The organism is Enhydrobacter sp. (assembly GCA_025808875.1).
Taxonomy (GTDB): Bacteria; Pseudomonadota; Alphaproteobacteria; order Reyranellales; family Reyranellaceae; genus Reyranella.
Window position 1 is genome coordinate 3,055,961 of record CP075528.1, and the last position, 19,831, is coordinate 3,075,791.

General features: G+C 68.0%; 22 protein-coding genes. 9 read left to right on the forward strand and 13 right to left on the reverse strand.

What is annotated here, in order from left to right; all coding sequences use genetic code 11:
* Positions 1–1,461: a D-aminoacylase gene (locus KIT25_15180; GenBank protein UYN93394.1), complete on the forward strand. Its 1,461-nt coding sequence runs from the start codon at positions 1–3 to the stop codon at positions 1,459–1,461.
* Here the strand turns inward: KIT25_15180 and dksA are convergent.
* The 4 genes from dksA to KIT25_15200 form a co-directional block, all read right to left on the reverse strand.
* Positions 1,458–1,877 (reverse strand): RNA polymerase-binding protein DksA, encoded by a 420-nt coding sequence (dksA, locus tag KIT25_15185; GenBank protein ID UYN93395.1) that lies wholly within the window; start codon positions 1,875–1,877, stop codon positions 1,458–1,460. The two genes, KIT25_15180 and dksA, sit on opposite strands and share 4 nt — an antisense overlap.
* Positions 1,878–1,997: 120 nt before the next feature.
* Complete coding sequence (locus KIT25_15190; GenBank protein ID UYN93396.1) at positions 1,998–2,765, reverse strand: putative DNA-binding domain-containing protein; 768 nt, start codon at positions 2,763–2,765, stop codon at positions 1,998–2,000.
* Positions 2,746–3,639, reverse strand: a complete 894-nt coding sequence (locus KIT25_15195) for a DUF692 domain-containing protein (GenBank protein ID UYN93397.1) — start codon at positions 3,637–3,639, stop codon at positions 2,746–2,748. Before KIT25_15195 ends, KIT25_15190 begins: the two co-directional genes overlap by 20 nt.
* Complete coding sequence (locus KIT25_15200; protein ID UYN93398.1) at positions 3,572–3,820, reverse strand: DUF2282 domain-containing protein; 249 nt, start codon at positions 3,818–3,820, stop codon at positions 3,572–3,574. The genes KIT25_15195 and KIT25_15200 overlap by 68 nt, the downstream gene beginning before the upstream one ends.
* A 109-nt stretch (positions 3,821–3,929) precedes the next feature.
* Here KIT25_15200 and KIT25_15205 point away from each other — a divergent pair, with 109 nt between their 5' ends.
* Positions 3,930–4,118: a DUF3553 domain-containing protein gene (locus KIT25_15205; GenBank protein ID UYN97955.1), complete on the forward strand. Its 189-nt coding sequence runs from the start codon at positions 3,930–3,932 to the stop codon at positions 4,116–4,118.
* Here the strand turns inward: KIT25_15205 and mobA are convergent.
* On the reverse strand, positions 4,048–4,740 hold the full coding sequence (gene mobA, locus KIT25_15210; protein ID UYN93399.1) for a molybdenum cofactor guanylyltransferase: 693 nt from the start codon (positions 4,738–4,740) through the stop codon (positions 4,048–4,050). The two genes, KIT25_15205 and mobA, sit on opposite strands and share 71 nt — an antisense overlap.
* 77 nt (positions 4,741–4,817) lie before the next feature.
* On the opposite strand from mobA, the gene KIT25_15215 reads away from it, so the two are divergent.
* Positions 4,818–5,621, forward strand: coding sequence for a hypothetical protein (locus KIT25_15215; GenBank protein ID UYN93400.1), 804 nt, complete (start codon positions 4,818–4,820; stop codon positions 5,619–5,621).
* A gap of 7 nt (positions 5,622–5,628) precedes the next feature.
* Here the strand turns inward: KIT25_15215 and KIT25_15220 are convergent, their stop codons facing one another.
* The 4 genes from KIT25_15220 to KIT25_15235 all read right to left on the reverse strand — a co-directional run bounded on the left by KIT25_15220 (position 5,629) and on the right by KIT25_15235 (position 9,253).
* Positions 5,629–6,129, reverse strand: coding sequence for a c-type cytochrome (locus tag KIT25_15220; GenBank protein ID UYN93401.1), 501 nt, complete (start codon positions 6,127–6,129; stop codon positions 5,629–5,631).
* A gap of 16 nt (positions 6,130–6,145) precedes the next feature.
* Positions 6,146–8,014, reverse strand: coding sequence for a cyclic nucleotide-binding domain-containing protein (locus KIT25_15225; protein UYN93402.1), 1,869 nt, complete (start codon positions 8,012–8,014; stop codon positions 6,146–6,148).
* 76 nt (positions 8,015–8,090) lie between these two features.
* Entirely contained in the window at positions 8,091–8,789 is a 699-nt protein-coding gene (gene pdeM, locus KIT25_15230) for a ligase-associated DNA damage response endonuclease PdeM (GenBank protein ID UYN93403.1), read from the reverse strand.
* Complete coding sequence (locus KIT25_15235) at positions 8,786–9,253, reverse strand: L,D-transpeptidase family protein (protein UYN93404.1); 468 nt, start codon at positions 9,251–9,253, stop codon at positions 8,786–8,788. The genes pdeM and KIT25_15235 overlap by 4 nt, the downstream gene beginning before the upstream one ends.
* Before the next feature lie 47 nt (positions 9,254–9,300).
* Between KIT25_15235 and KIT25_15240 the strand changes: the two genes are divergently transcribed.
* From KIT25_15240 to KIT25_15265, 6 genes are all read left to right on the forward strand, one after another.
* Positions 9,301–10,092: a DUF1849 family protein gene (locus KIT25_15240; GenBank protein ID UYN93405.1), complete on the forward strand. Its 792-nt coding sequence runs from the start codon at positions 9,301–9,303 to the stop codon at positions 10,090–10,092.
* Between the two features lie 59 nt (positions 10,093–10,151).
* A complete protein-coding gene (locus KIT25_15245; protein ID UYN93406.1) occupies positions 10,152–11,558 on the forward strand; it encodes a deoxyribodipyrimidine photo-lyase in 1,407 nt (468 codons plus the stop codon).
* A gap of 23 nt (positions 11,559–11,581) precedes the next feature.
* The gene (locus tag KIT25_15250) at positions 11,582–12,883 is read left to right on the forward strand and encodes an FAD-dependent oxidoreductase (protein ID UYN93407.1); all 1,302 of its coding nucleotides are present in this window, start codon (positions 11,582–11,584) and stop codon (positions 12,881–12,883) included.
* On the forward strand, positions 12,880–13,641 hold the full coding sequence (locus tag KIT25_15255; GenBank protein UYN93408.1) for a DUF1365 domain-containing protein: 762 nt from the start codon (positions 12,880–12,882) through the stop codon (positions 13,639–13,641). Before KIT25_15250 ends, KIT25_15255 begins: the two co-directional genes overlap by 4 nt.
* 4 nt (positions 13,642–13,645) lie before the next feature.
* Positions 13,646–14,815 carry a class I SAM-dependent methyltransferase gene (locus tag KIT25_15260; GenBank protein UYN93409.1) on the forward strand — a complete coding sequence of 390 codons (1,170 nt, stop codon included), beginning with the start codon at positions 13,646–13,648 and terminating at the stop codon, positions 14,813–14,815.
* 124 nt (positions 14,816–14,939) lie between these two features.
* Positions 14,940–16,211, forward strand: coding sequence for an MFS transporter (locus tag KIT25_15265; GenBank protein UYN93410.1), 1,272 nt, complete (start codon positions 14,940–14,942; stop codon positions 16,209–16,211).
* Here KIT25_15265 and KIT25_15270 read toward each other — a convergent pair.
* From KIT25_15270 to KIT25_15285, 4 genes are read right to left on the reverse strand one after another with little or no spacing between them, the layout of a single operon-like run.
* Positions 16,208–17,296, reverse strand: coding sequence for a DUF1501 domain-containing protein (locus KIT25_15270; GenBank protein ID UYN93411.1), 1,089 nt, complete (start codon positions 17,294–17,296; stop codon positions 16,208–16,210). The genes KIT25_15265 and KIT25_15270 overlap by 4 nt on opposite strands.
* A 6-nt stretch (positions 17,297–17,302) precedes the next feature.
* Complete coding sequence (locus KIT25_15275; GenBank protein UYN93412.1) at positions 17,303–18,793, reverse strand: DUF1800 domain-containing protein; 1,491 nt, start codon at positions 18,791–18,793, stop codon at positions 17,303–17,305.
* A gap of 13 nt (positions 18,794–18,806) precedes the next feature.
* Positions 18,807–19,304, reverse strand: coding sequence for a periplasmic heavy metal sensor (locus tag KIT25_15280; GenBank protein ID UYN93413.1), 498 nt, complete (start codon positions 19,302–19,304; stop codon positions 18,807–18,809).
* A 1-nt stretch (position 19,305) separates the two neighbouring features.
* Complete coding sequence (locus KIT25_15285; protein ID UYN93414.1) at positions 19,306–19,818, reverse strand: hypothetical protein; 513 nt, start codon at positions 19,816–19,818, stop codon at positions 19,306–19,308.
* Between the last annotated feature and the right edge of the window lie 13 nt (positions 19,819–19,831).

Below are 19,831 nucleotides of genomic sequence, written 5' to 3' on the forward strand. Positions count from 1 at the left end.
ATGGCCGCATACGACATCGTCATCCGCAACGGCCAGGTGGCCGATGGCACCGGCAGGAAGCTGTTCGCCGCCGACGTGGCGCTGAAGGGCGACCGCATCGCCGCGGTCGAGCCGTCGGGCCAGCTCAAGGGCGACAACGAGATCGACGCCAGGGGCAAGGTGGTGGCGCCGGGCTTCATCGACGTGCACACCCACGACGACACCGCGCTGATCGACAATCCGACCATGGCGATGAAGGCGAGCCAGGGCGTGACCACGGTGGTGTGCGGCAATTGCGGCGCTTCGGCCGCACCCTTCACCCGCAGCGACATCGGCCATTTCCTGTCGCTGATCGTGAAGAAGAAGGAGAACGTGTCGAAGTCGTTCGCCGAGTTCGCCGGCAAGGTCGAGGCAGCCCAACCGGCGATCAACGGCGCCTTCCTGATCGGCCATTCGACCCTGCGCTTCAACGCGCTGGGCGACGACCTTGCCCGCCAGGCGACGGCGCGGGAGATCGGTGTCATGCGCGAGCTGCTCGACCAGAGCCTCGAGCAGGGCGCCATCGGCATGTCGAGCGGCCTGTTCTATCCGCCGGCCATAGCGGCCTCGACCGACGAGGTGGCCGAGGTCGCCAAGCCGCTCGGCAAGTGGGGCGGCGTCTACACCGCCCACATGCGCGACGAGGGCGACCACATCCTGAAGTCGATGGACGAGACCTTCGAGATCGGCCGCCGTGCCGGCGCGGAGATCATCGTCTCGCATCATAAATGCTCGGGCCGCGGCAATTTCGGCCGCATGGCCGAGACGCTGCCCAAGTTCAGCGAGGCGATGAAGCAGCAGCAGATCGCCTTCGACGTCTATCCCTATGTCGCCGGGTCGACGATCCTGCGCAAGGAGATGCTCGACCGCGCCGACAAGGTGCTGATCACCTGGTCGGACACGGTGCCGGGCGTCAGCGGCCGCGACCTCGCCGACATCGCCGGGGAGATGGGCTGCTCGATCCACGACGCCGCCGATCGCCTGCAGCCGGCCGGCGCCATCTACTTCATGATGGACGAGAAGGACGTGCAGGCGGCGATGGCCCATCCCGGCGCCATGATCGGCTCGGACGGCATTCCCTTCGACACCCATCCGCACCCGCGCCTGTGGGGCACCTTCCCGCGCGTGCTCGGCCACTATTCACGTGAGCTGAAGCTCTTCCCGCTCGAGGACGCGGTGCGCCGCATGACGTCCTATTCGGCGCAGCGCTTCCATCTCACGCGGCGCGGCGAGGTCAAGCCGGGCTTCTATGCCGACATTTGCGTGTTCGATCCGGCGACGGTGATCGACACCGCGACCTTCGAGAAGCCGATCTCGCCGGCCAAGGGCATCGATACCGTCGTCTGCAACGGCGCGATCGTATGGCGCGACGGCAAGCCGGGTGGCGGCCGTTCGGGCCGCGTGCTGCGCCGCCAGGATCTCCAAAAGGAAGCGAAGGCCTAAGCCTCGTCTCTCCGCGTGCGCTCCATGCGCTCGTGGCGCTCCTGCGCCTCGACCGACAGCGTGGCGATCGGACGGGCTTCCAGCCGCTTCAAGGAGATCGGCTCGCCGGTTTCCTCGCAGTAGCCGTAGGTGCCTTCGTCGATCGACTTCAGCGCCGAATCGATCTTGGAGATCAGCTTGCGGAAACGGTCGCGCGTGCGCAGTTCCAGCGACCGATCGGTCTCGGCGGTGGCGCGGTCGGCGAGATCCGGCTGAGCCAGGCTCTCCTCCTGCATGTTCTGCAAAGTCTGATTCGATTCCTCGATGAGCTCGCCCTTCCACTTGAGCAGCTTCTGCCGGAAATACTCCTGCTGCATGCCATTCATGAAGGGTTCGCGTTCCGTCGGCCGATAATTCTGCGGCAACGTAATCGACATCGTCGGCAACTCCACTCGCAGCGAATACACCCCCGCCAGAGGGAAGGCGGTTTTCAGGGCGCGCGGAGTATAGGGACGGTCGGCCGACTCGCAATATGGATTGGACTGAATTACAAAATCTTAATGTTGCAGTGCAGCAAAGACCTCAAACGCCAGCAATCGCGCAAAGGCCTGAGTCAACTCGAAGGCAGAATCACCGGCAATGGCAGTCTCGGTGGCCTTCTCCAACGTATCTCCCCGGGCGAGGGCTTCCACGAAGAGCGCTTCTCCTTCGCCGATCGCCGCAAAGCCCGCGTCGTCGTGCCGCCGCTGGATCAGCAGCCGGGCCGGACCGGCGGCATCCACGGTCCCAACCTCGGCATCGGGCTGGCAGGCTTGCCAGATGCGGTCGATGGCGTGAGTCGACCGAAGGAGCGTCGTGCCGGCCGCCAACCGCAGCGTCATCGCCACGAGCCTTTCAGAGGAGATCGACGCGAGATCGGCGGCGGTGAGCCTAGGCTCGAAGGCGGCGTTGAACGCGGCGTTGAGAGCCCAGTCCAGGCGGGCGACATCGGCGAGGTACGCCAGTTCGGCGGCGGGCGCGTAGGCGGCGACGAAGCCGGCGAAGCCCGCGCCGTACTCCGACAGGACGGGCTGGGCGGGCGGCTCGGCGACCACGTAGTCGCGCGCGAGGCGGCGGAAGAAGGCCCCGCCGACCAGCGTCCGCACCGTCGGGAACGTGGTGGCGAGCGCGGAGCCGAGGCTGTGGATGACGTGATGGCGGTAGACGTTCAGCCTGGCCGATGCGGGAATGGAATCGCCCGTCACCGCGGCGGCAACGTCGTCGCGACCGGCACCCAGGACATGGTCCGCGAAGGCGGCCTGCAGGTCACGCAGCGCGGGCTTCATCGATCCGCTCGGCCCGCCGCGCCTCCTCCAGGAGAACCGACAGGGCGGGAATGTCGGTGTCCCATTCGATCAGGGTCGGGCGCGTACCGAAGCGGCGCACCGTATCGGCGAATAGCGACCACACGCCGTCCGACACGCGGCTGCCGTGGTCGTCGATCAGGATGGGCTGGCCGTCGGCGTCGTTGGTCGCGTGCCCGGCGAGGTGATACTCGGTGATGGCCTCGCCCGGCAGGCCGCGCAGCCAGTCCCGGGGATCGAGACGCAGGTTGTGCGCCGTGACGTGGATGTTGTTGACGTCGAGCAGCAGGCCGCAGCCGGTTCGGCGCACCAGTTCCGACAGGAACTCCGGCTCGGTCAACGTCGAGTGGGCGAAGGCGAGATAGCAGGAGGGATTCTCGATCGACACCGGGCGTCGCAGCCTTTCCTGTAATCGGCCGACGTTGCGGGCGACGACCTCGAGCGCCTCCTCGGTGTAGGGCAGCGGCAGGAGATCGTTCAGGTAGCGGCCGCCCGCCACGCTCCAGGACAGATGGTCCGATACGTAGGCCGGCTCGAGCCGCTCGATCAGCCCGGCGACGCGCGCGAGATGCGCGTCGTCCAATCCCTCGGCAGACCCCAGCGAAAGGCCGACTGCATGAATCGACATCTCGTAGTCCCGCCGCAGGCGCTCGAGCGTCGCGCGCGCCGGGGTCGGCGACAGGTAGTTCTCGGCGTGGATCTCGAGGAAGCCGGTCACCGGCCTGTCGCGCGCGATCTCCGCCAGATGCGGCGCGCGCAAGCCGATGCCGGCGACCGGCCGCACGCGATCAGCTCGACTTGAGCTTGCCGCCGACGATCTTCTCGCAGGCGCCCTTGGGCAGGGAAATCCAGGCATCCGCCTGACTGTCCTTCTTCGAAGTGCCGGCGCAGGAAGAGGTGTTGGTCTGGCAGTCGTTCTTGCCCGCTTTGACGATGCCGTAGCATTTCTCGGCGTTGCCCTGGGCCTGGACGGCGACGACGGGGATGGCGAGGGCCGCGGCGACGGCGGCGGCGATGGCAATGCGATTGGAGGTCATGATCGGCTCCCTGGTTGTCGACGACGCCTGTATATACGAGGCAAGCACTCACCTTCCTTCACACGACGGCTATGGTTTCGATAGCCGCCTCTCACGGAAACTTGACGCCATGCTGGCACCCGGCGACTTCGTCCGCCATCCCGGCCGGCCCGACTGGGGCCTGGGACAGATCCAGTCGATCATCGGCCATCGCGTGACCGTGAACTTCGAGAACGCGGGCAAACTGCTCATCGATTCGCGCGCCGTCGAGCTGCAGCGAACCGAGCCGTCGCCTTTGCCAGATCGGCCGGCGTGTTGACGTTGAAGAACGGCGCGGCCCCGCCCGGCCAGACGAGCTCGGCGAAGACGTGGCGCCGCGCGAAATCCTCGACCCTGCGCAATCCCTCCTCGAGCACGGCGCGGCGCAGATCGTCGACCAGCCCGACCGACCAGACGGCGAGCGTCGGCTCGTAGCGCCGCCCGTGCCGCACCATCAGGACGTCGGGCTCCGGCACGTGCATCAGGCCGCAGAGTCGAACCGTCAGATCGACCGGCAGGAAAGGCGCGTCGGCCGGCGCGGTCAGGATCCATCCGGAATGCGGATGGTGCCGCAGCGCCCATTCCATGCCGGCCAGGATGCCGGCGAGCGGCCCCAGCCGGCGGCCTTCGCGCCGGGCCATCCGGCGGGCCTCGGGGGGATCGGCGATCACCGGCGCCGCGAGCGCGCGAAACGCCGGTGCCGGATCGTTGGCGACCACGACGAGGTCCATGACCTGCGGCCGCAGGCGGTCGACGACATGGGCCACCATCGGCTTGCCACCCAGCTTGCGCAGCGGCTTGGGAATCCCTTGGCCCATGCGGCGGCCCTCGCCACCCGCCAGCACCACGCCGACCAGCGCGGCGGCCCGCACCGGCCCATGGCCGCCCCGGCCGTGCGCCATCGTCAAATCCCGCTTCGCCCCGCGCGCCATCATCGGCACTATGCGGGGCACGTTCGCGCAAGCAAGGGGAGGAACGCATGGCCTTCAGCGTCGCCAAGGCGGCCAACTGGATCAATTCGGTGGACAGGGCGCGCGCCGTCGTCGGCTCGTGGCCGGCCGAGCACATGCCGGCCGACGAACGGACCGCCTACAAGGTGCAGGACGCGCTTCTCAAGAAACTCGTCGTCCGGCAGGGGCCGCTGGTCGGCTACAAGATCGCCCTGACGTCGCCGCAGATCTGGGAGCAGACCGGCATTCGCGGACCCGCCTACGGTCCGGTGCGCCGCAAGCGCGTGTTCGAGCACAAGGCGAGCGTACGCGCCGACCGCTGGGGCAGGATGGGCGTGGAACTCGAGGTCATCCTGTTCGTCGGCAGCGACGTTCCGCCGCCGAAGACCGGCCAGCCCTATGACCGGGAATCGATCGCGCCCTACGTCGCCGACGCGCGCGCCGGCTTCGAGCTGATCGACGACCGCGGCGCCGACTACAGCCGGCTCAGCCTGAACTGGCTGGTGATGGATGCCGGCTGGAACGGCGGCTCGGTGATCGGCAAGCCGTGCAAGGGGTGGCGCGACCTCGATCTCGGCAATCTCGAGGGGTCGATCGCCTTCAACGGGAAAGTCGTGCGCGAGGGCCACTCGGGCGACGTGCTGGGCCACTGCTACAACGCGCTGGCCTGGCTCGCCAACAAGCTCGGCGAGCACGGCAAGCGGCTGAGGAAGGGCATGTTCGTCTCGACCGGCAGCATGGTCGCCTGCCAGTTCGTCCCGCCGGGCAGCACCGCCACGGGCCGCATCGACGGGCTGGGCGAGGTGACGCTGAGGTACGAGCTGCCGAAGTAGCCCGCGCTCAGTTCTTCTTTTCCGGCGGCGGGACGATCTTCATCACGAACGATGTCGGCGTCTCGGTCGGACCGAACGGGCCGGGCACCTTGTTCTTGACCGGCGGCAGGCTGCGCAGATAGGCCACCATCGCATTGACGTCGTCCTTCGTGAGCGACGCCAGCGCATGATAGGGCATGATCGGCGCCAGCATTCGCCCGTCCGGGCGGGCACCCGTCTGCAGGGCGGTCACGACCTGGGCGTCGGTCCAGCCGCCCAGCCCGGTTTCCTTGTCGGGGGTCAGGTTGGGGCCATGGAACACGCCGAGCCCCGGGATCTCGAAGCCGACCTCCGATCCGCCGAGAAACTTCGCCATGTCGGGCTTGCCGAAGAAGTGCCCGGGCGTATGGCAGTCGGTGCAGCCGCCGAGCGTCACCAGATACTTCCCGCGCGCGGCCGCGCCGGATTGCGCATTGGCGGGGATCGCCGCCGCGAGCGCGACGAGCGCCACCAAAATCCTGACCGTCATCCGAATCTCCCCCGCGCTACATGGCGATGTAGGCCCTTACATAGTCGACCAGGCGCAGTTGAGGGAAGCTCACGAAAGCCCGGCGACCGATGGGGCAGCTTCGAATCGACTGCGGATCGGCCAGCGCCACGATCACCTGGGCCGTGCCGGCACGATGGCCGTGCGACAGGCTCACCAGCTCGGACGCGCCCAGCCGCGAGGAGGCGCCTCGCGAAAGCAGCACCACCGCTGGCAGCTTGCCCTGCTCGCCCTCGAGGATGACCTCGGCGGGCATGCCGGGACTCAACAGCGCCGCGACAGTCTCCGTGACCGGCGCGTCGACCAGCAGCGCACTGCAATCGATCCACGAGAACAGTTCGTCGCCCTGTTTCACCGACGCATTGTTGGAGACCCGACTCGACCAGATCGTCATGCCGCCGGGAATCCGGATGACGGCGCGTGCCGCGGTCTCGAGATTGCGTCGCTCACCTTCCAGCACGGCCGTCGCCGTCGCCAGCTCCTCTCGCGCCTCCGACAGCGCCCGCGCAGCGCGTGCGGCCTCGATATGGATCTCGTCGAGGCTGCGCCACGACCATTCCGGTTCCTTGCCGTCTTCCTGCAGATAGACGCCATCGGCCGCCAGCCGACGGCGGTGACGGGTGCGCTCCAGCATCTTGTCCATTTCCTGAAGGCTGGTCTGCAGTTCCAGCTTGGACGACCGGGCCACCTCCTCGTCCGCCTGGGAACCCGTTCCGGACGCACGCAGCGTGCGCCGGCGTGCCGCCGATACCTCGGCCAACTCGACCCGATCCTTGAGCAGGGCCTTTCGCAGCTCGAGATCCTCGATCTTGAGATCGAGATCGCGCGCGAAACCGAGGCCGTAGCGCGTGCGCCGCGCCGTCCACTCGTCCGCCAGCTTCGCGAGGCGGGCTTCATAGACGGCAAGCTGGGCGACCTTGGCCTCCGCCCGCCGCGCGAGCCCCTCGGCTCGGATGACGCCGCTGCGATCGGCGCTGAAATTCTCGATCCGGGCGATGTCGGCCCCGCCGTCGATGCGATCTCCGACCTTGCTTTGGAATCCCTCGATGGTCCCGGTGATCGGCGCCGTCACCGTGCTGAGCCAGGTCGTTACCGCCGCATTCCGCTCGAGGACGACGTACAGCGGCTGGTGCACCACTGCGACAAGCAGCACAACCGAAACGACGGCGATCGTCACCCGCGGCGCTGTCCGGCCAAGTAGAAGCGCCCGGAGGCCCTTCCCGGGCCTCGCCCCCTCCGTCTTGGCCGTGGGCCCATCCGCCTCTTCGGCCACGGCGATCCCGGCATTCTGCATCATCCTCCCGGTGATCAGACGCAGCAGGTGCACGCCGAGCTGGGGATGTTGCAGCAGGCAGGCGAACACTGCCGAGCGCGTCAGCACCATGACCGAGCCATCGGTGCGCGCGATGGCAGAACCCGTGCGCACGCCGGCCTCGGAGAACAGCCCGAACTCGCCAAGGAAGCTCCCCGGGTTGACCGCCTGCTGCACCGACGGCAGGAAGATCGTGCCCTCCAGCACGTAGTAGAGCTGATCGGCGGGGTCACCCTTCGAGAACAGCGTCTCGCCGGCGGCGAAGCGCTGCCGACGCATCAGCGGCAGAAGAGCATCGATCGAGAAGTCGCCCTTCCTGGCCGCCTTCTCGACCTGCCCGGTAAGCTCGCGAAGCTGCAGCAGGCGCAAGGCATTCAGCGGCAGAAGCGCCGTGTGAAGGATGAGGATCGGTGTCAGCCCGTCGATCAGGGCGTACGTGATGAACGCGACGTTGCTGGCCATGGCGACCACGCGCAACGGCAACATCGTCTTCATGTAGAACGTCGCGAACACGAGCAGCGACGCGACGTAGCCTGCGACCTCGCCCGACGTCATTTCGCCTTCTTCACTCCTTGTGCAATGATCCCCGCTTCGCGTTGCTCGTGCAACACGTCAATTCGCGCATCTTAATTCAACCGAGTGTCGCCGGATCGTGCCGCAATCGTCGGCATGATATGCGGCGAACGGCATCGCGACCGACCACGAGCGCGTCGTAGTCGTCGACAAAGAGCTGCGCGATTGCCGGATCGAGCGCGTTGAGACCACCGGCGTAGGTGCCGAATGCCGGCAGGATCACACGACGGCCATCGGTGAGGAAGCAACGACGACGCATGCCCCGCCCGAGCACGGTCAAGGCCGCCACGGGATGGTAGTGACCGGAGATCTCGCCGTCGGCCGGCCCGAAGCGGGCTTCGTGCCGAAAGACCAGGCTGCCGTTGCCGATCTCCTCGGCGACGTCGCCCCAGCCACTCGGCGGCGGCGCCGGATCGTGGTTGCCGGCGATCCACATGAAGCGCGCGCGCCGGGTCAGGTGCACGATCTGCGCCCGCTCCGCCGCGGGGAGCCGCCCGACGGCGTCGCCGTCATGGAACGAATCGCCGAGGCACACCACCGTCGCCGGAGACAGCGTGTCGATCAGCGCGGCGAGCGCGTTCAGCGTCTGGCGGGTGTCGTGGCGCGGCAGCAGTTTCAGCCCGTTGACGGCGTACGACGATCCCTTCTCCAGATGGAGGTCGGCGACCGCCAACAGGCGTTGCGCCGGCCAGTGCAGCGCGCCGGACGGCAGCGCTTCGAGTCGCTCGCCGGCGCAGGTGAAGGCGAAGCCGTTCATGGATGGATCGTGACCTTCGCGCCGGTCGGGACCAGCGACCAGATCTCGCGGATTTCGGCATCACGGACGGCGATGCACCCCGTCGTCCAGTCCCGGCGCGGATGCGGCGTAAGGTACTTGCGCCAGCCGTTGGGCAGGCCGTGGATGTAAATGTCCCCGCCCGGCGGCACGCCGGCCACCTCGGCACGCGCCCGATCGGCGGCATCAGGATAGGAAATGCGCAGCGACAGATGAAAAGCGCTTCTCGGGTTGCGCGCATCGATCGTGTAGGAACCCTCGGGCGTCCGCCCGTCGCCTTCCTGCTGCTTGTGCCCGGCCGGATCGAAACCCAACGCGACGCGATAGCTCTTCAGCACGCGGCCGCCGCGCCGCAGCTCCAAACGGCGGTCGGCCTTGAACACCTCCACGCTGTCGGCCTGCGCCGGCTCGGGCGCCTCTATCGGAACGGGACGTCGAAAGAACATGCCCCGGTACGATTGACCGACCCGGCAACGGCGCGCAAGCTTGTGCCATGCGACGAACTGTGGGTCTCGCCCTCGCGGCCGCCGTCTTCGCTTCCATGACCACGCCCGCCCACCCGCAGGTCGAGCCGCACCGTGCGGAGTACACGCTGCGGCTGGGCGCGGCGCTGAACGCGCCGCGCATCGGCAAGGCCGTGCAGGAACTGGTGCAGGATTGCGGCGGTTGGCACATCAAGCGCGACATTTCCACGGAGATCGCCCTGACGGCCGCCTGGAAGCTCACCGTGGCGTCGAGTCTCGACGGCCAGGAGAGTCGCGGCGGCGGCGGATTTCGCTTCCGAACCGTCCAATCGACGAACGGCAGCGAGCGCGAGACCAGGGGCAGGGTGTCGCGACAGGGAAGCGAGACCCGAGCCGAGATCGCCTCCGACCCTCCGCTGCAATACACACTGCCCGGCCCGACCATGATGCCGATCGAGGCGATCGGCCATCTGATCGAGCGCTTGCGGGCGGGAGCGGCGGCCTTCCCCGCCCTCACTTTCGATGCCGAAGTGATCCGCGACACCTTCCTGGTCGACGTCACCGAGCTCGACGCCGGAACGCTGCGCGCGGAACGGCCAGGCGACAGGCCCGTCGTGGTACCCGCGCGCAAGTCGTGGCCCGTGGCCATGTCCTTCACGCCGGGACGCCGGCAGGATCAGCGGCCGCTGTTCACGGTGAAGGCATTGGTGTTCGATTCCGGCGTGCTCGATCGACTGACGGTGGATACCGGCATGGTCATCGTCACCGCCGACCTGCAGTCGCTGAAGATGCTACCGCAGCCCAACTGCCCGAGATCGTAGCCCGGACACCCCCCTGAAGGCCGGTCATCCGCCGGCATCGCCGGCACGTAAGAGGGGGCATGCCCGCGTCCATCGTCTGGTTCCGCAACGACCTGAGGCTCGCCGACAATCCGGCCCTGACGGCTGCCCTGAGGTCGGGCCGGCCGGTGGTCCCGCTCTATATCCTCGACGAGGAGACGCCCGGCTTGCGGGCCGCGGGGGCCGCATCGCGCTGGTGGCTGCACGGCAGCCTGCACATGCTCGCCGCCTCGCTCGCCAAGCTGGGTTCGCGACTGATCCTCCGCCGGGGACCCGCGCGCCGCGTCATCGAGGAGATCGTCGGTGAGGCCGATGCCGCCGCACTCTACTGGAATCGCGCCTACGATCGCAGCGGGATGGCGCGAGACGGCGAGATCAAGCAGACGCTCGAACGCCGCGGACTGGTCGCCGAGGGCCTGAAGGGCAATCTCTTGTTCGAACCGTGGCAAGCCAGGAAGCCGGATGACACTCCTTACAAGGTCTTCACCGCCTTCTGGCGGGCCTGCCGCGCCCTTCCGCCGCCCGGCCCCCTGCTTCCTGCCCCAGCGCGCCTGCCCGGCCCCGCGCATTGGCCGAGGAGCGACGCACTCGACGCGCTGTGCCTGCGGTCCAGCGCAGCGGCGGACAAATCCGACCTCGGCAGCGTATGGGCGCCCGGCGAAGCATCGGCAATCGCGCGTCTCGCGACATTCGTCGACGACGGGCTCGACCGCTATCGCCTGACGCGCGACTTACCGGGGACGGCGGGCACGTCGCGGCTTTCGCCGCATCTTGCGTTCGGAGAGATCGGGCCGCGACAGGCGTGGCGCGCGGCGACAGCAGCCGGCCTCTCGGCTTCAACCGAGAAGTTCCTCGCCGAACTCGGCTGGCGGGAATTCGCCTACAGCCTCCTTTTTCATCTCGAAGATCCGTCCGGTCAAAACATGCGATCGGAGTTCGACTCCTTCCCCTGGGCGCCGGGTTCGGCCAGTCTCGACGCCTGGCGCGAGGGGCGGACCGGCTATCCCATCGTCGATGCCGGGATGCGCGAGCTTGCCGCCACGGGATGGATGCACAATCGCGTGCGCATGATCGTCGCCTCGTTCCTGACCAAGCATTTGCTCGTCGACTGGCGGCAGGGCGAGCGCTGGTTCTGGGAATCGCTGGTCGACGCCGATCCGGCGAACAACGCCGTCGGCTGGCAATGGGTGGCCGGCAGCGCCGCCGATGCCCAGCCCTACTTCCGCGTTTTCAATCCGGTGCTGCAGGGCGAGAAATTCGACCCGCGCGGCGGGTACGTCCGCCGTTGGCTGCCCGAGTTGGCAAGCCTGCCGGACGACGCCGTTCACCGGCCATGGACCGCGCCGCGACCGCTGTACGTCGATCGCTATCCGCCGCCCATCGTCGATCATGCGGCGGCGCGCCAGAGGGCGCTCGAGGCCTTTCGCTCCCTCAAGCGATCGGCATGATCTGACAACGGGGGCACGATTCCATGAAGATTGCCGTGATTGGCGCCGGCGTGGCCGGGTTGGGCGCCGCCTGGCTGCTCGGTCGCCGCCATGAGGTCATCCTCTATGAGCGCGAGCGGCGCCTGGGAGGCCATGCCTGCACCGTCGACGTACCGGGGCCGGACGGCCCGACCCCCGTCGATGTCGGCTTCATCGTCTACAACGAACGCAACTATCCCGACCTCGTGCGATTGTTCGGCGAGCTCGGCGTGTCGACGGAAGAGTCGGACATGTCGTTCGCCGTCAGTCTAGACGGTGGCGCCTTCGAGTATGCGAGCTCCTTCGCCGGCTTCCTCGCCCAGAGGCGCAACCTGCTGCGCCCGTCGTTCCTGCGCATGACCCGCGACATCCTGCGCTTCAACAGGCTGGCGACGCGCCTGCTCGATCTCGGCGAGGATCTCGACTTCACGATCGGCGACTTCATCGACCAGGCGCGACTGAGCGCGCCGTTCCGCGACCGATACCTCGTGCCGATGGCGTCCTGCATCTGGTCGACGCCGACGTCGCGCATGCTCGACTACCCGGCACAGACCTTCGCACGGTTCTTCGACAATCACGGGCTCCTGTCGATCAGCCGCCAGCTGCGCTGGCGCACCGTCACCGGCGGCAGCCGGGCCTACGTCGAGCGGATTGCCACATCGCTCGCGGGACGGACACGCCTCGCCACGCCGGCGCGCGAGATACGCCGCGACGCCTTCGGCGCGCATGTCCGCGACGCACGCGGCCAGTGGGATCGCTTCGACAGGGTCGTCCTCGCCTGTCACGCCGACCAGGCGCTCGGCCTCCTTGCGGACGCCGACGCACACGAACGCGACGTGCTCGGCCGCTTCCCCTACACCCCGAACGAGATCTGGCTGCACGAAGATGCGTCTCTCATGCCCCGGCGCCGGGCCGCCTGGTCGAGCTGGAACTACGTGGCGGAGAGCGCGCCGCGATCGTCAAACGTGAGCGTTACCTATTGGATGAATCGCCTGCAGAACCTGCCCCTGGCACGCCCTCTTTTCGTCTCGGTAAATCCTGCGCACCCGCCGGCACCGGAGTCGGTCCATCGACGCTTCACCTTCAGGCATCCGACCTACGATGCGCGTGCGCTGCGCGCCCAGCGCACCCTCGACCGCATACAGGGCAGGCGCGGCATCCTCTACTGCGGCGCCTATCGCGGCTGGGGCTTCCACGAGGATGCCCTGTCGTCGGGCCTGGACGTCGCCGGACTGCTCGGCGTGCCGCGTCCGTGGGCGCCACCGCCGCTGCGCGCAGCGGCTCATCCATGGCGCGATGCGGCATGAGCCATTGCATCGTCCCGGCCAGCGTCGTGCACAGCCGCAAGCGACCTTGCGCCAATGCCTTCCGCTACCGCGTGGCCTACCTCTGCATCGACCTGGATCGATTGGAGAGCGCGGCCGGCCGCTGGCTGAAGCTCGATCGCCCCGGTCTTGTCGCCTTTCACCGGCGCGATCATGGCGGCCGCGACGGCGGCGACCTCCGTGCCTGGCTCGGGGCCGTCCTGATGCACCGTGGCCTCGCTGAACGATGCGACGGTCGGGTCGTGCTGATGACCCTGCCGCGGTTGCTGGGCTATGTCTTCAACCCTGTCAGCTTCTGGTTCTGCCATGACAGCGGCGGCCATCTGCGCGTGGTGCTCTGCGAGGTGAGCAACACCTTTGGGGAGCGCCATTGCTACCTCGTTCACCACGACGATCTGCGGCCACTGCGCGCCGACGACTGGCTCGACGGCCGCAAGGTCTTCCATGTTTCTCCGTTCCTGGCGGTCGAGGGTCGCTATCGTTTCCGCTTCCGTCTCGATGCCGGACGGGTGCATGTCGACGTCAACTACCACGACGCGCAGGGATTGATGCTGGCCACCTCGGTCGGCGGCCGCCTCGCGCCGCTGTCGGATCGCGCGGTGCTGCGCCACTTCCTCGGCAACCCCGCGATGACATTCGGGGTCGTCGCGCGAATCCATTGGCAGGCCTTGAAACTGTGGCGCAAGCGGGTGAAATTTCACCCCAAGCCTGCACCCCCGCGCGACCTGGTGACCCGCTGACGGCATGACGCTTTCTTCCCGCTTTGTCCTCAAGGCACTCGACCGCCTCGCCGTCGGCCGACTGATTCTCCGTCTCCCCGACGGGGCGGTGCGAGCCTTCGGTCCCGCGGCGGAACCGGCGGCCGAGCTCGACGTGCGGCGGTGGCGGTTCTTCCGGAGGGTACTGGTCGACGGCGACATGGGTTTTGCCGAGGCCTACATGGACGGCGATTGCGATTCACCCGACCTGCCGCGGCTGATCGCGCTGCTGGCCGAGAACGAGCGCGCGCTCGGCGCCGTCGCGGTCCGCAACGGCCTGCACAACCTGCTGCTCAGGGTCCTGCATCGTCGCCGGGACAACTCGCGGGGCGGCGCCCGGCGCAACATCCATGCCCACTACGACCTCGGGAACGCCTTCTATCGCCTGTGGCTCGATCCCTCGATGACCTATTCGGCGGCCCTGTACGGCGGCGAGACGGGCAAGCCGCTCGAGATCGCCCAGGCCGCCAAGTACGACCGGATTCTCGAACAGCTCGGCGCGCGGCAGGGCGATAGCGTGCTCGAGATCGGCTGCGGCTGGGGCGGCTTCGCCGAGGCCGCGGCGCGGCGCGGACTTCGCGTCACCGCGATCACCATCTCCCGCGAGCAGCTCGACTATGCGCGTCGGCGCCTCGAGCGCGCCGGCGTGGCCGACCGCGTCGACCTGCAGTTCCGCGACTATCGCGACGTCGAGGGCCGCTACGATCATATCGTCTCGATCGAGATGATCGAGGCGGTGGGCGAGCGCTACTGGCCCGACTACTTCGCCACCCTGCGCCGGCACATCGCGCCGGGCGGCTCCGCGCTCGTCCAGGCGATCGTCATCGCCGAGCAGTTCTTCGAGGCCTATCGCCGGCAGCCCGACTTCATCCAGACCTACATCTTCCCCGGCGGCATGCTGCCCACCCCCCGCCATCTCGCCGAGCAGTGCCGCCGCGCGGGCCTGCGGGTCGCCGAACTCTACAGTTTCGGCCGGGACTATGCGCATACCTTGGAAACCTGGCTGTCCCACTTCGACCGGGTCGCAATCGAGATCGCGCGCCAGGGCTTCGACGAGCGCTTCCGCCGGATGTGGCGATACTATCTGGCTTATTGCGCCGCCGGTTTCTCAACCGGCCGCACGGACGTCTTGCAGGCCCACTTCCGCCCTATATAAGGATTGCCAAACGTGGAAGGCAGGGCGGGTGGATTCGGGAACGAGCGCTGACGGCAACGGCACGAAAGTCAAAATCAAGTTCGACCGCCTCGTCGCCTACTCCACTCTTCAATTACCGCTGGCCATGGCCGCGCTGCCGGTCGTGCTGAACGTCAGCCACTTCTACGGCGAAGTACTGAAGCTCTCGCTCGCCATCATGGGGCCGATCTTCATTTTTTGCCGCGTCGTCGATGCGTTCCAGGATCCGGTGATCGGCCTGATCAGCGACCGCTTCACCCGGCGCGGCCGCCGCGGCCGCCTGATGTTCGTGGGGCTGATGACGCCGCTGCTGGCCGGCGGCTTCTACATGCTGTTCGACCCGCCGATCGGCTGGCTCGGCGACCAGGCCCTCATGGCGGCCTGGCTCACCGCCGCCCTTCTGCTCGTCCATCTCGGCTATTCGGGCGTGTCGATCTCCTACCATGCCCACGGCGCGGAGCTGACCGACGACTACAACGAGCGCACGCGGGTCACGGTCGGGCGCGAGGTGTTCGGCCTTTCGGGTTTCACCGTTGCGGTCGTCCTGCCCACCATCCTGACCGGCAGCATGGGCGAGGAGCCGGGCTACGCCATGCTCGGCCTTATCTTCATCCCGATCGTGATCTTCTTCTCGGCTCCGACGTTGTTGTGGGCCGGCCCGTCGGTTCATCCGCCGGTCACACACGGCGGGCGCAATCCCTTCATCGCCTTCTTCGCGCCGCTGAAGAACCGCCTGTTCCGGCGCCTGCTGCTGGTGTTCATCGTCAATGGCGCCGCCCTCGGCGTTGCCGTGACGGTGATGCTGTTCTACGTCGAGCACGTGCTGAAGGGCGGCAAGCTCGAGGCCGGCGTGATCCTGCTTGTCTACTTCGTCTCCGGCGCCGCGTCGGTCCCGCTCTGGCTGCTCATCTCGCGCCGCTTCAGCAAGGCGGTCGCCTGGTTCATCGGCATCGCGCTCACCACCGTGGCGATGTCGCTGGCGATCTTCATGGGACCCGGCGACTTCCACTGGTTCCTGCTCATTTCGCTGTTCACCGGCATGGGCATCGGCGCCGACTACGGCTTGCCGCCGTCGATTCTCGCCGACGTGATCAACGCGCCCGAGGGCGGCGACACCAAGGGCAAGACCGGCACCTACTTCGGCCTGTGGGCGCTGGCAACCAAGCTCGCCACGGCGATCGGCGCCGCCGGCTCGCTGCCGGTCGCGGCAATGCTCGGCTTCAATCCGGCCAAGGGCGAGTACGGCACCTCGGCCCTGGTGTTCGTCTACATCGTGCTGCCGGTATCGATCAAAATCATCGCCGGATTGCTCATCTGGTACGTCCGCATCGAGGCCGAGCGCGATTCGGTGCGCAACGAGATCCTGCGCCGCGTCTAGGTCCTGATGAAGGAGAGACGGTCGGGCTGGCGGAGCCCGAAGTCGCTCTGCCGCCCCCACCAGTCGCGCGCGACCGCCGAGAAGACGGAGCGGAAATCGACGGCATGCCGAAGATCGCCGTCCTGGAGGTCGGACAGGGACGGATGCGCGGCGTGCAATCCTCCGGCGACCCGCCCTCCCATGACGAAGAGCGGCGCCGCGGCGCCATGGTCGGTGCCGCCGCTGGCGTTCGGTCGGACACGCCGGCCGAACTCCGAATAGGTCAGCACCAGCACATCGTTCCATTGGCCCGAGGCGATCAGGTTGCGGCGCAAGGTCGCGAGATTGCCGGCCAGAATGCCCAGCAGCCGCTCGTGGATCGGCGCCTGGTTGGCGTGCGTGTCGAACCCGCCGAGCGCCACCTTGACGACGATCACCGGCAGGCGCGACAGGACCAGCCGGGTCGCGAGGTCGAGTTCGCGTCCCAGCAGGTTTCCATCCTGATTGAAGGCGAAAGCCGGCGGAGGAACGTCGCGCAGGCGGTCGCGCAGCCCGCTGGCCGCGCCGTTCACCTCGCGGCGCACGGCGAGCACGTGACGCAGCGCGGGGTTGCCGCCGTCGTGCCCGTGCGGCCTGTCTTTCATGGCCTGCGATTGGCGCAGAAAGACCTCGGCGTCCTGCATGACGATGGTACGCAACGACCTGCCGGTCACCGGCAGCGAATTGTTGTCGGCGACGATCGCATCGACGCCGGCGCCCTGGGGCAGATCGGCGCCGCGGAACGCCTGCGCCACCCAACCCTCGCCGAGCGTCTGGGTGGCCGCCGAGGCGGTGTCCCAGATCTCGATCGAGCGGAAGTGGGAGCGGTTGGTGTTCGGGTAGCCCACGCCCTGGACGATGGCGAGGTCCCTCGCCTTCCACGCCTCCGTCAGCGGGGCGAGCTTCTCGTGAAGGCCGACGTTCTCATCGAGGGGGATGACGCGCTCGCGGGGCACCGCGAGACCGCCGCGCAGGTCGCGATAGAGGGCGTCGCCAAAGGGGACGATCGTATTGAGGCCGTCGTTGCCGCCGTTCAGCTCGACCAGGATCAGCGTTCTCGGGCGCATCGCGGTCTACTTGAGCTGATAGGCCGGATCGAGCAGCGCCGTCGCCACGACGGCGCCGGGGGTGCCGCTGTCGTCGATGCCGTCGATCGGCTCGCACGGCAGCAGCGCCGCCTTGAGCGTCGCCGCATCGACGCCGAGCAGTGTCGGACCGAGCCTCGCCTCGCCCCCGGCGAGACGCAGGCTGCGTCCCTCGATCGGCCGCTCCTCCATCATGCGCGGGTTGGCCATGCGGCCCATGCCGTCTTCCATCGGCGACACCGTGGTCGCCTCGACGATCCGCCGCAGCGACTGCTGGCGCTGCAGCAGCGTGTGCGTCGAAATCCAGGCCTCGCCACCGGCCCAGCCTTTCACATTCGGCGGATTGAACAGGTTCTGGCCGAGCACCTGCATCATCCGCCCGAGCCGGGACTTGTCGGGCACCGGCAGGCCGAGCACGCGCACCGTGCCGATCACGAGGTCGACCGGCGACTTGATCAGGGCCGCGCGATTGGCGGGGTCGCGGAAGGCGGACGAAAGCAGCAGATCGCGCATCAGCGGCCGGATCTCGTATCCGCTCGCACGGAACGAGGCGGCCAGCCGCCCGACCTCGTCGGCATCGGGACGTAACGACACGAACTCCCGCCACAGTTTCTCGACGATCGTCACGGCCGTGCGCGGGTGGGCGAGCAGAATATCGACGATCTCGTCGCCGCCGAAACGCCCGGAGCGGCCGAGGAAGGTCTTCTCGCCCGAGTCGTGATTGGCGTCGTTGAACACGAACTTCCCGGACTTGCGGTCGATCGCCCGGCCGGTGAAGGCGCGGGCCGCTTCCCTGACGTCCACCTCGCCGTAGTGTCCTTCGCCCAAGGTGAAGAGCTCGAGAAGTTCGCGGGCGAAATTCTCGTTGGGCTGGCGCGCCACGTTGCGCACGCCGTCGAGATAGAGAAGCATTGCCGGATCGCGAGCGACGGCCTTGAGCAAGGTCGCGAAGTTCCCCAGCGCGTTGGCGCGGAACATGGCGTTCTGCCAGTACATCGCCGCCGGAAAGTAGCTCTTGCGCAGCGACGACGTGAAGTGGCTGTGCCAGAATAGCACCATGCGCTCGACGAGGGGCTGGTCGGTGACCAGCATCTCCTCGATCCACCAGGCGCGCAGCTGGCTGCCCTGCAGGCCGTAGGGCGGCTGCACGGCGATCGCGCGGCCGTCCTTGATCCGCTCCGCCGATTCCTTCTGCTGCCGCCGCAGCTCGGCGAGACCCTCGTCGACCCACGCCGGCGGCGGCGTGGTGGCGACGGGCCGGAACGAGGCCAACAGCCGCTCGACGGCGGCGGCATGATCGAGCGTCGCGAGGGCGGAGATGTCCGCGGGAGTCGCGCCCAACGCGACGCGCGACAACAAGTGCCGTGCGTTGTCGAAATCCTCGCTCGCGGCGGCCCGCGCCCCGCCGCCGCCCGCCAGCGTCCCCGCAAGCGCACCCGCGTAGGCGACGAGGGTTCTGCGGCGGAGCCTGGCGGTCATTGCCCGATGCCCGTCACCGCGACGGCGGCGGCGAAGCCGGCGGCGGTGGGCGAATCCGGCCGCTGTAACGGTCCGACAGATAGCGATGGAGCCGTTCCTGCTGGTCCGGCCGCAGTCGCGGCTTCAGTTCCGCGAAAGCGCGCAGATATTCCTTCTGCTGCTCGACACGCAGTCGCATCATCTGATCGACGAGGCCGTCGAGCCCTTCGAGGTCGAACTCCGGCTTGCGCAATTCGGCACCCATCTGCTCGCGCAGGCCCTGAATCGCCTCGTAGCGTTCGCGGCGCGCCTTGCCGTAGCGCTCGAACAGGTCTCTCAGTTCGACGCGCTGGCGCTCGTCGAGGGCCAGTTCTTGCGACAGGACGTCGAGCGGACTCGGCCGCGGGCCGGGCGGCGGCGCATGCGCGAACGCCGGCGGTTCGATCCACGTGCGCCACACGAAGCCCGCCAGCACGAATGCATTGAGCAGCAGCGACAGGCCGAGCAGGATCTGGAGCCAGCGCGACGACATCTCAGAGACTATCGGCGAAGAGGTCGCCCGGCTCGCTCACGCGGTCACCGCCGAGCGGCTGTACGAGCGTCGCCGCGTCGTACAGCTGATAGGCATAGGATTCGCTCAACCCGCCGCCCATGGCGAAACCGACCGTCGCCAACATGATCGCGGCACCGGCCATGGCGCCCTTCTCGACCAAGGGCAGGGAGCCGAACAGCCTGTCGAACCACGACGCTCGACGCGTGCGCCTCTCGGCGGCAAAGCCGACCAGAGCCGTGGCCCGCACCGCCAGACGATCCGGCGCGGGCGGTAGCGGCTTGCCGAGCACGTCGGCGACTTCGAGAGCGGCGCGGCGCAGCTCGCCGTCGGCCATCAGGGCGGCGTCGATCCTGTCCATCGCGTCGGCCGCAAGCCGACCGTCCAGCCAGGCGGCCAGCTCGAGTTCCGAAACCTGCACGGTCCCATGCAATCGGCCGGCGGCGAGGCTGTGCCACAGTTCCTTGTCGCCAAGCGGGGTCCGATCGGTCGGCATCATGTTCTCCTGC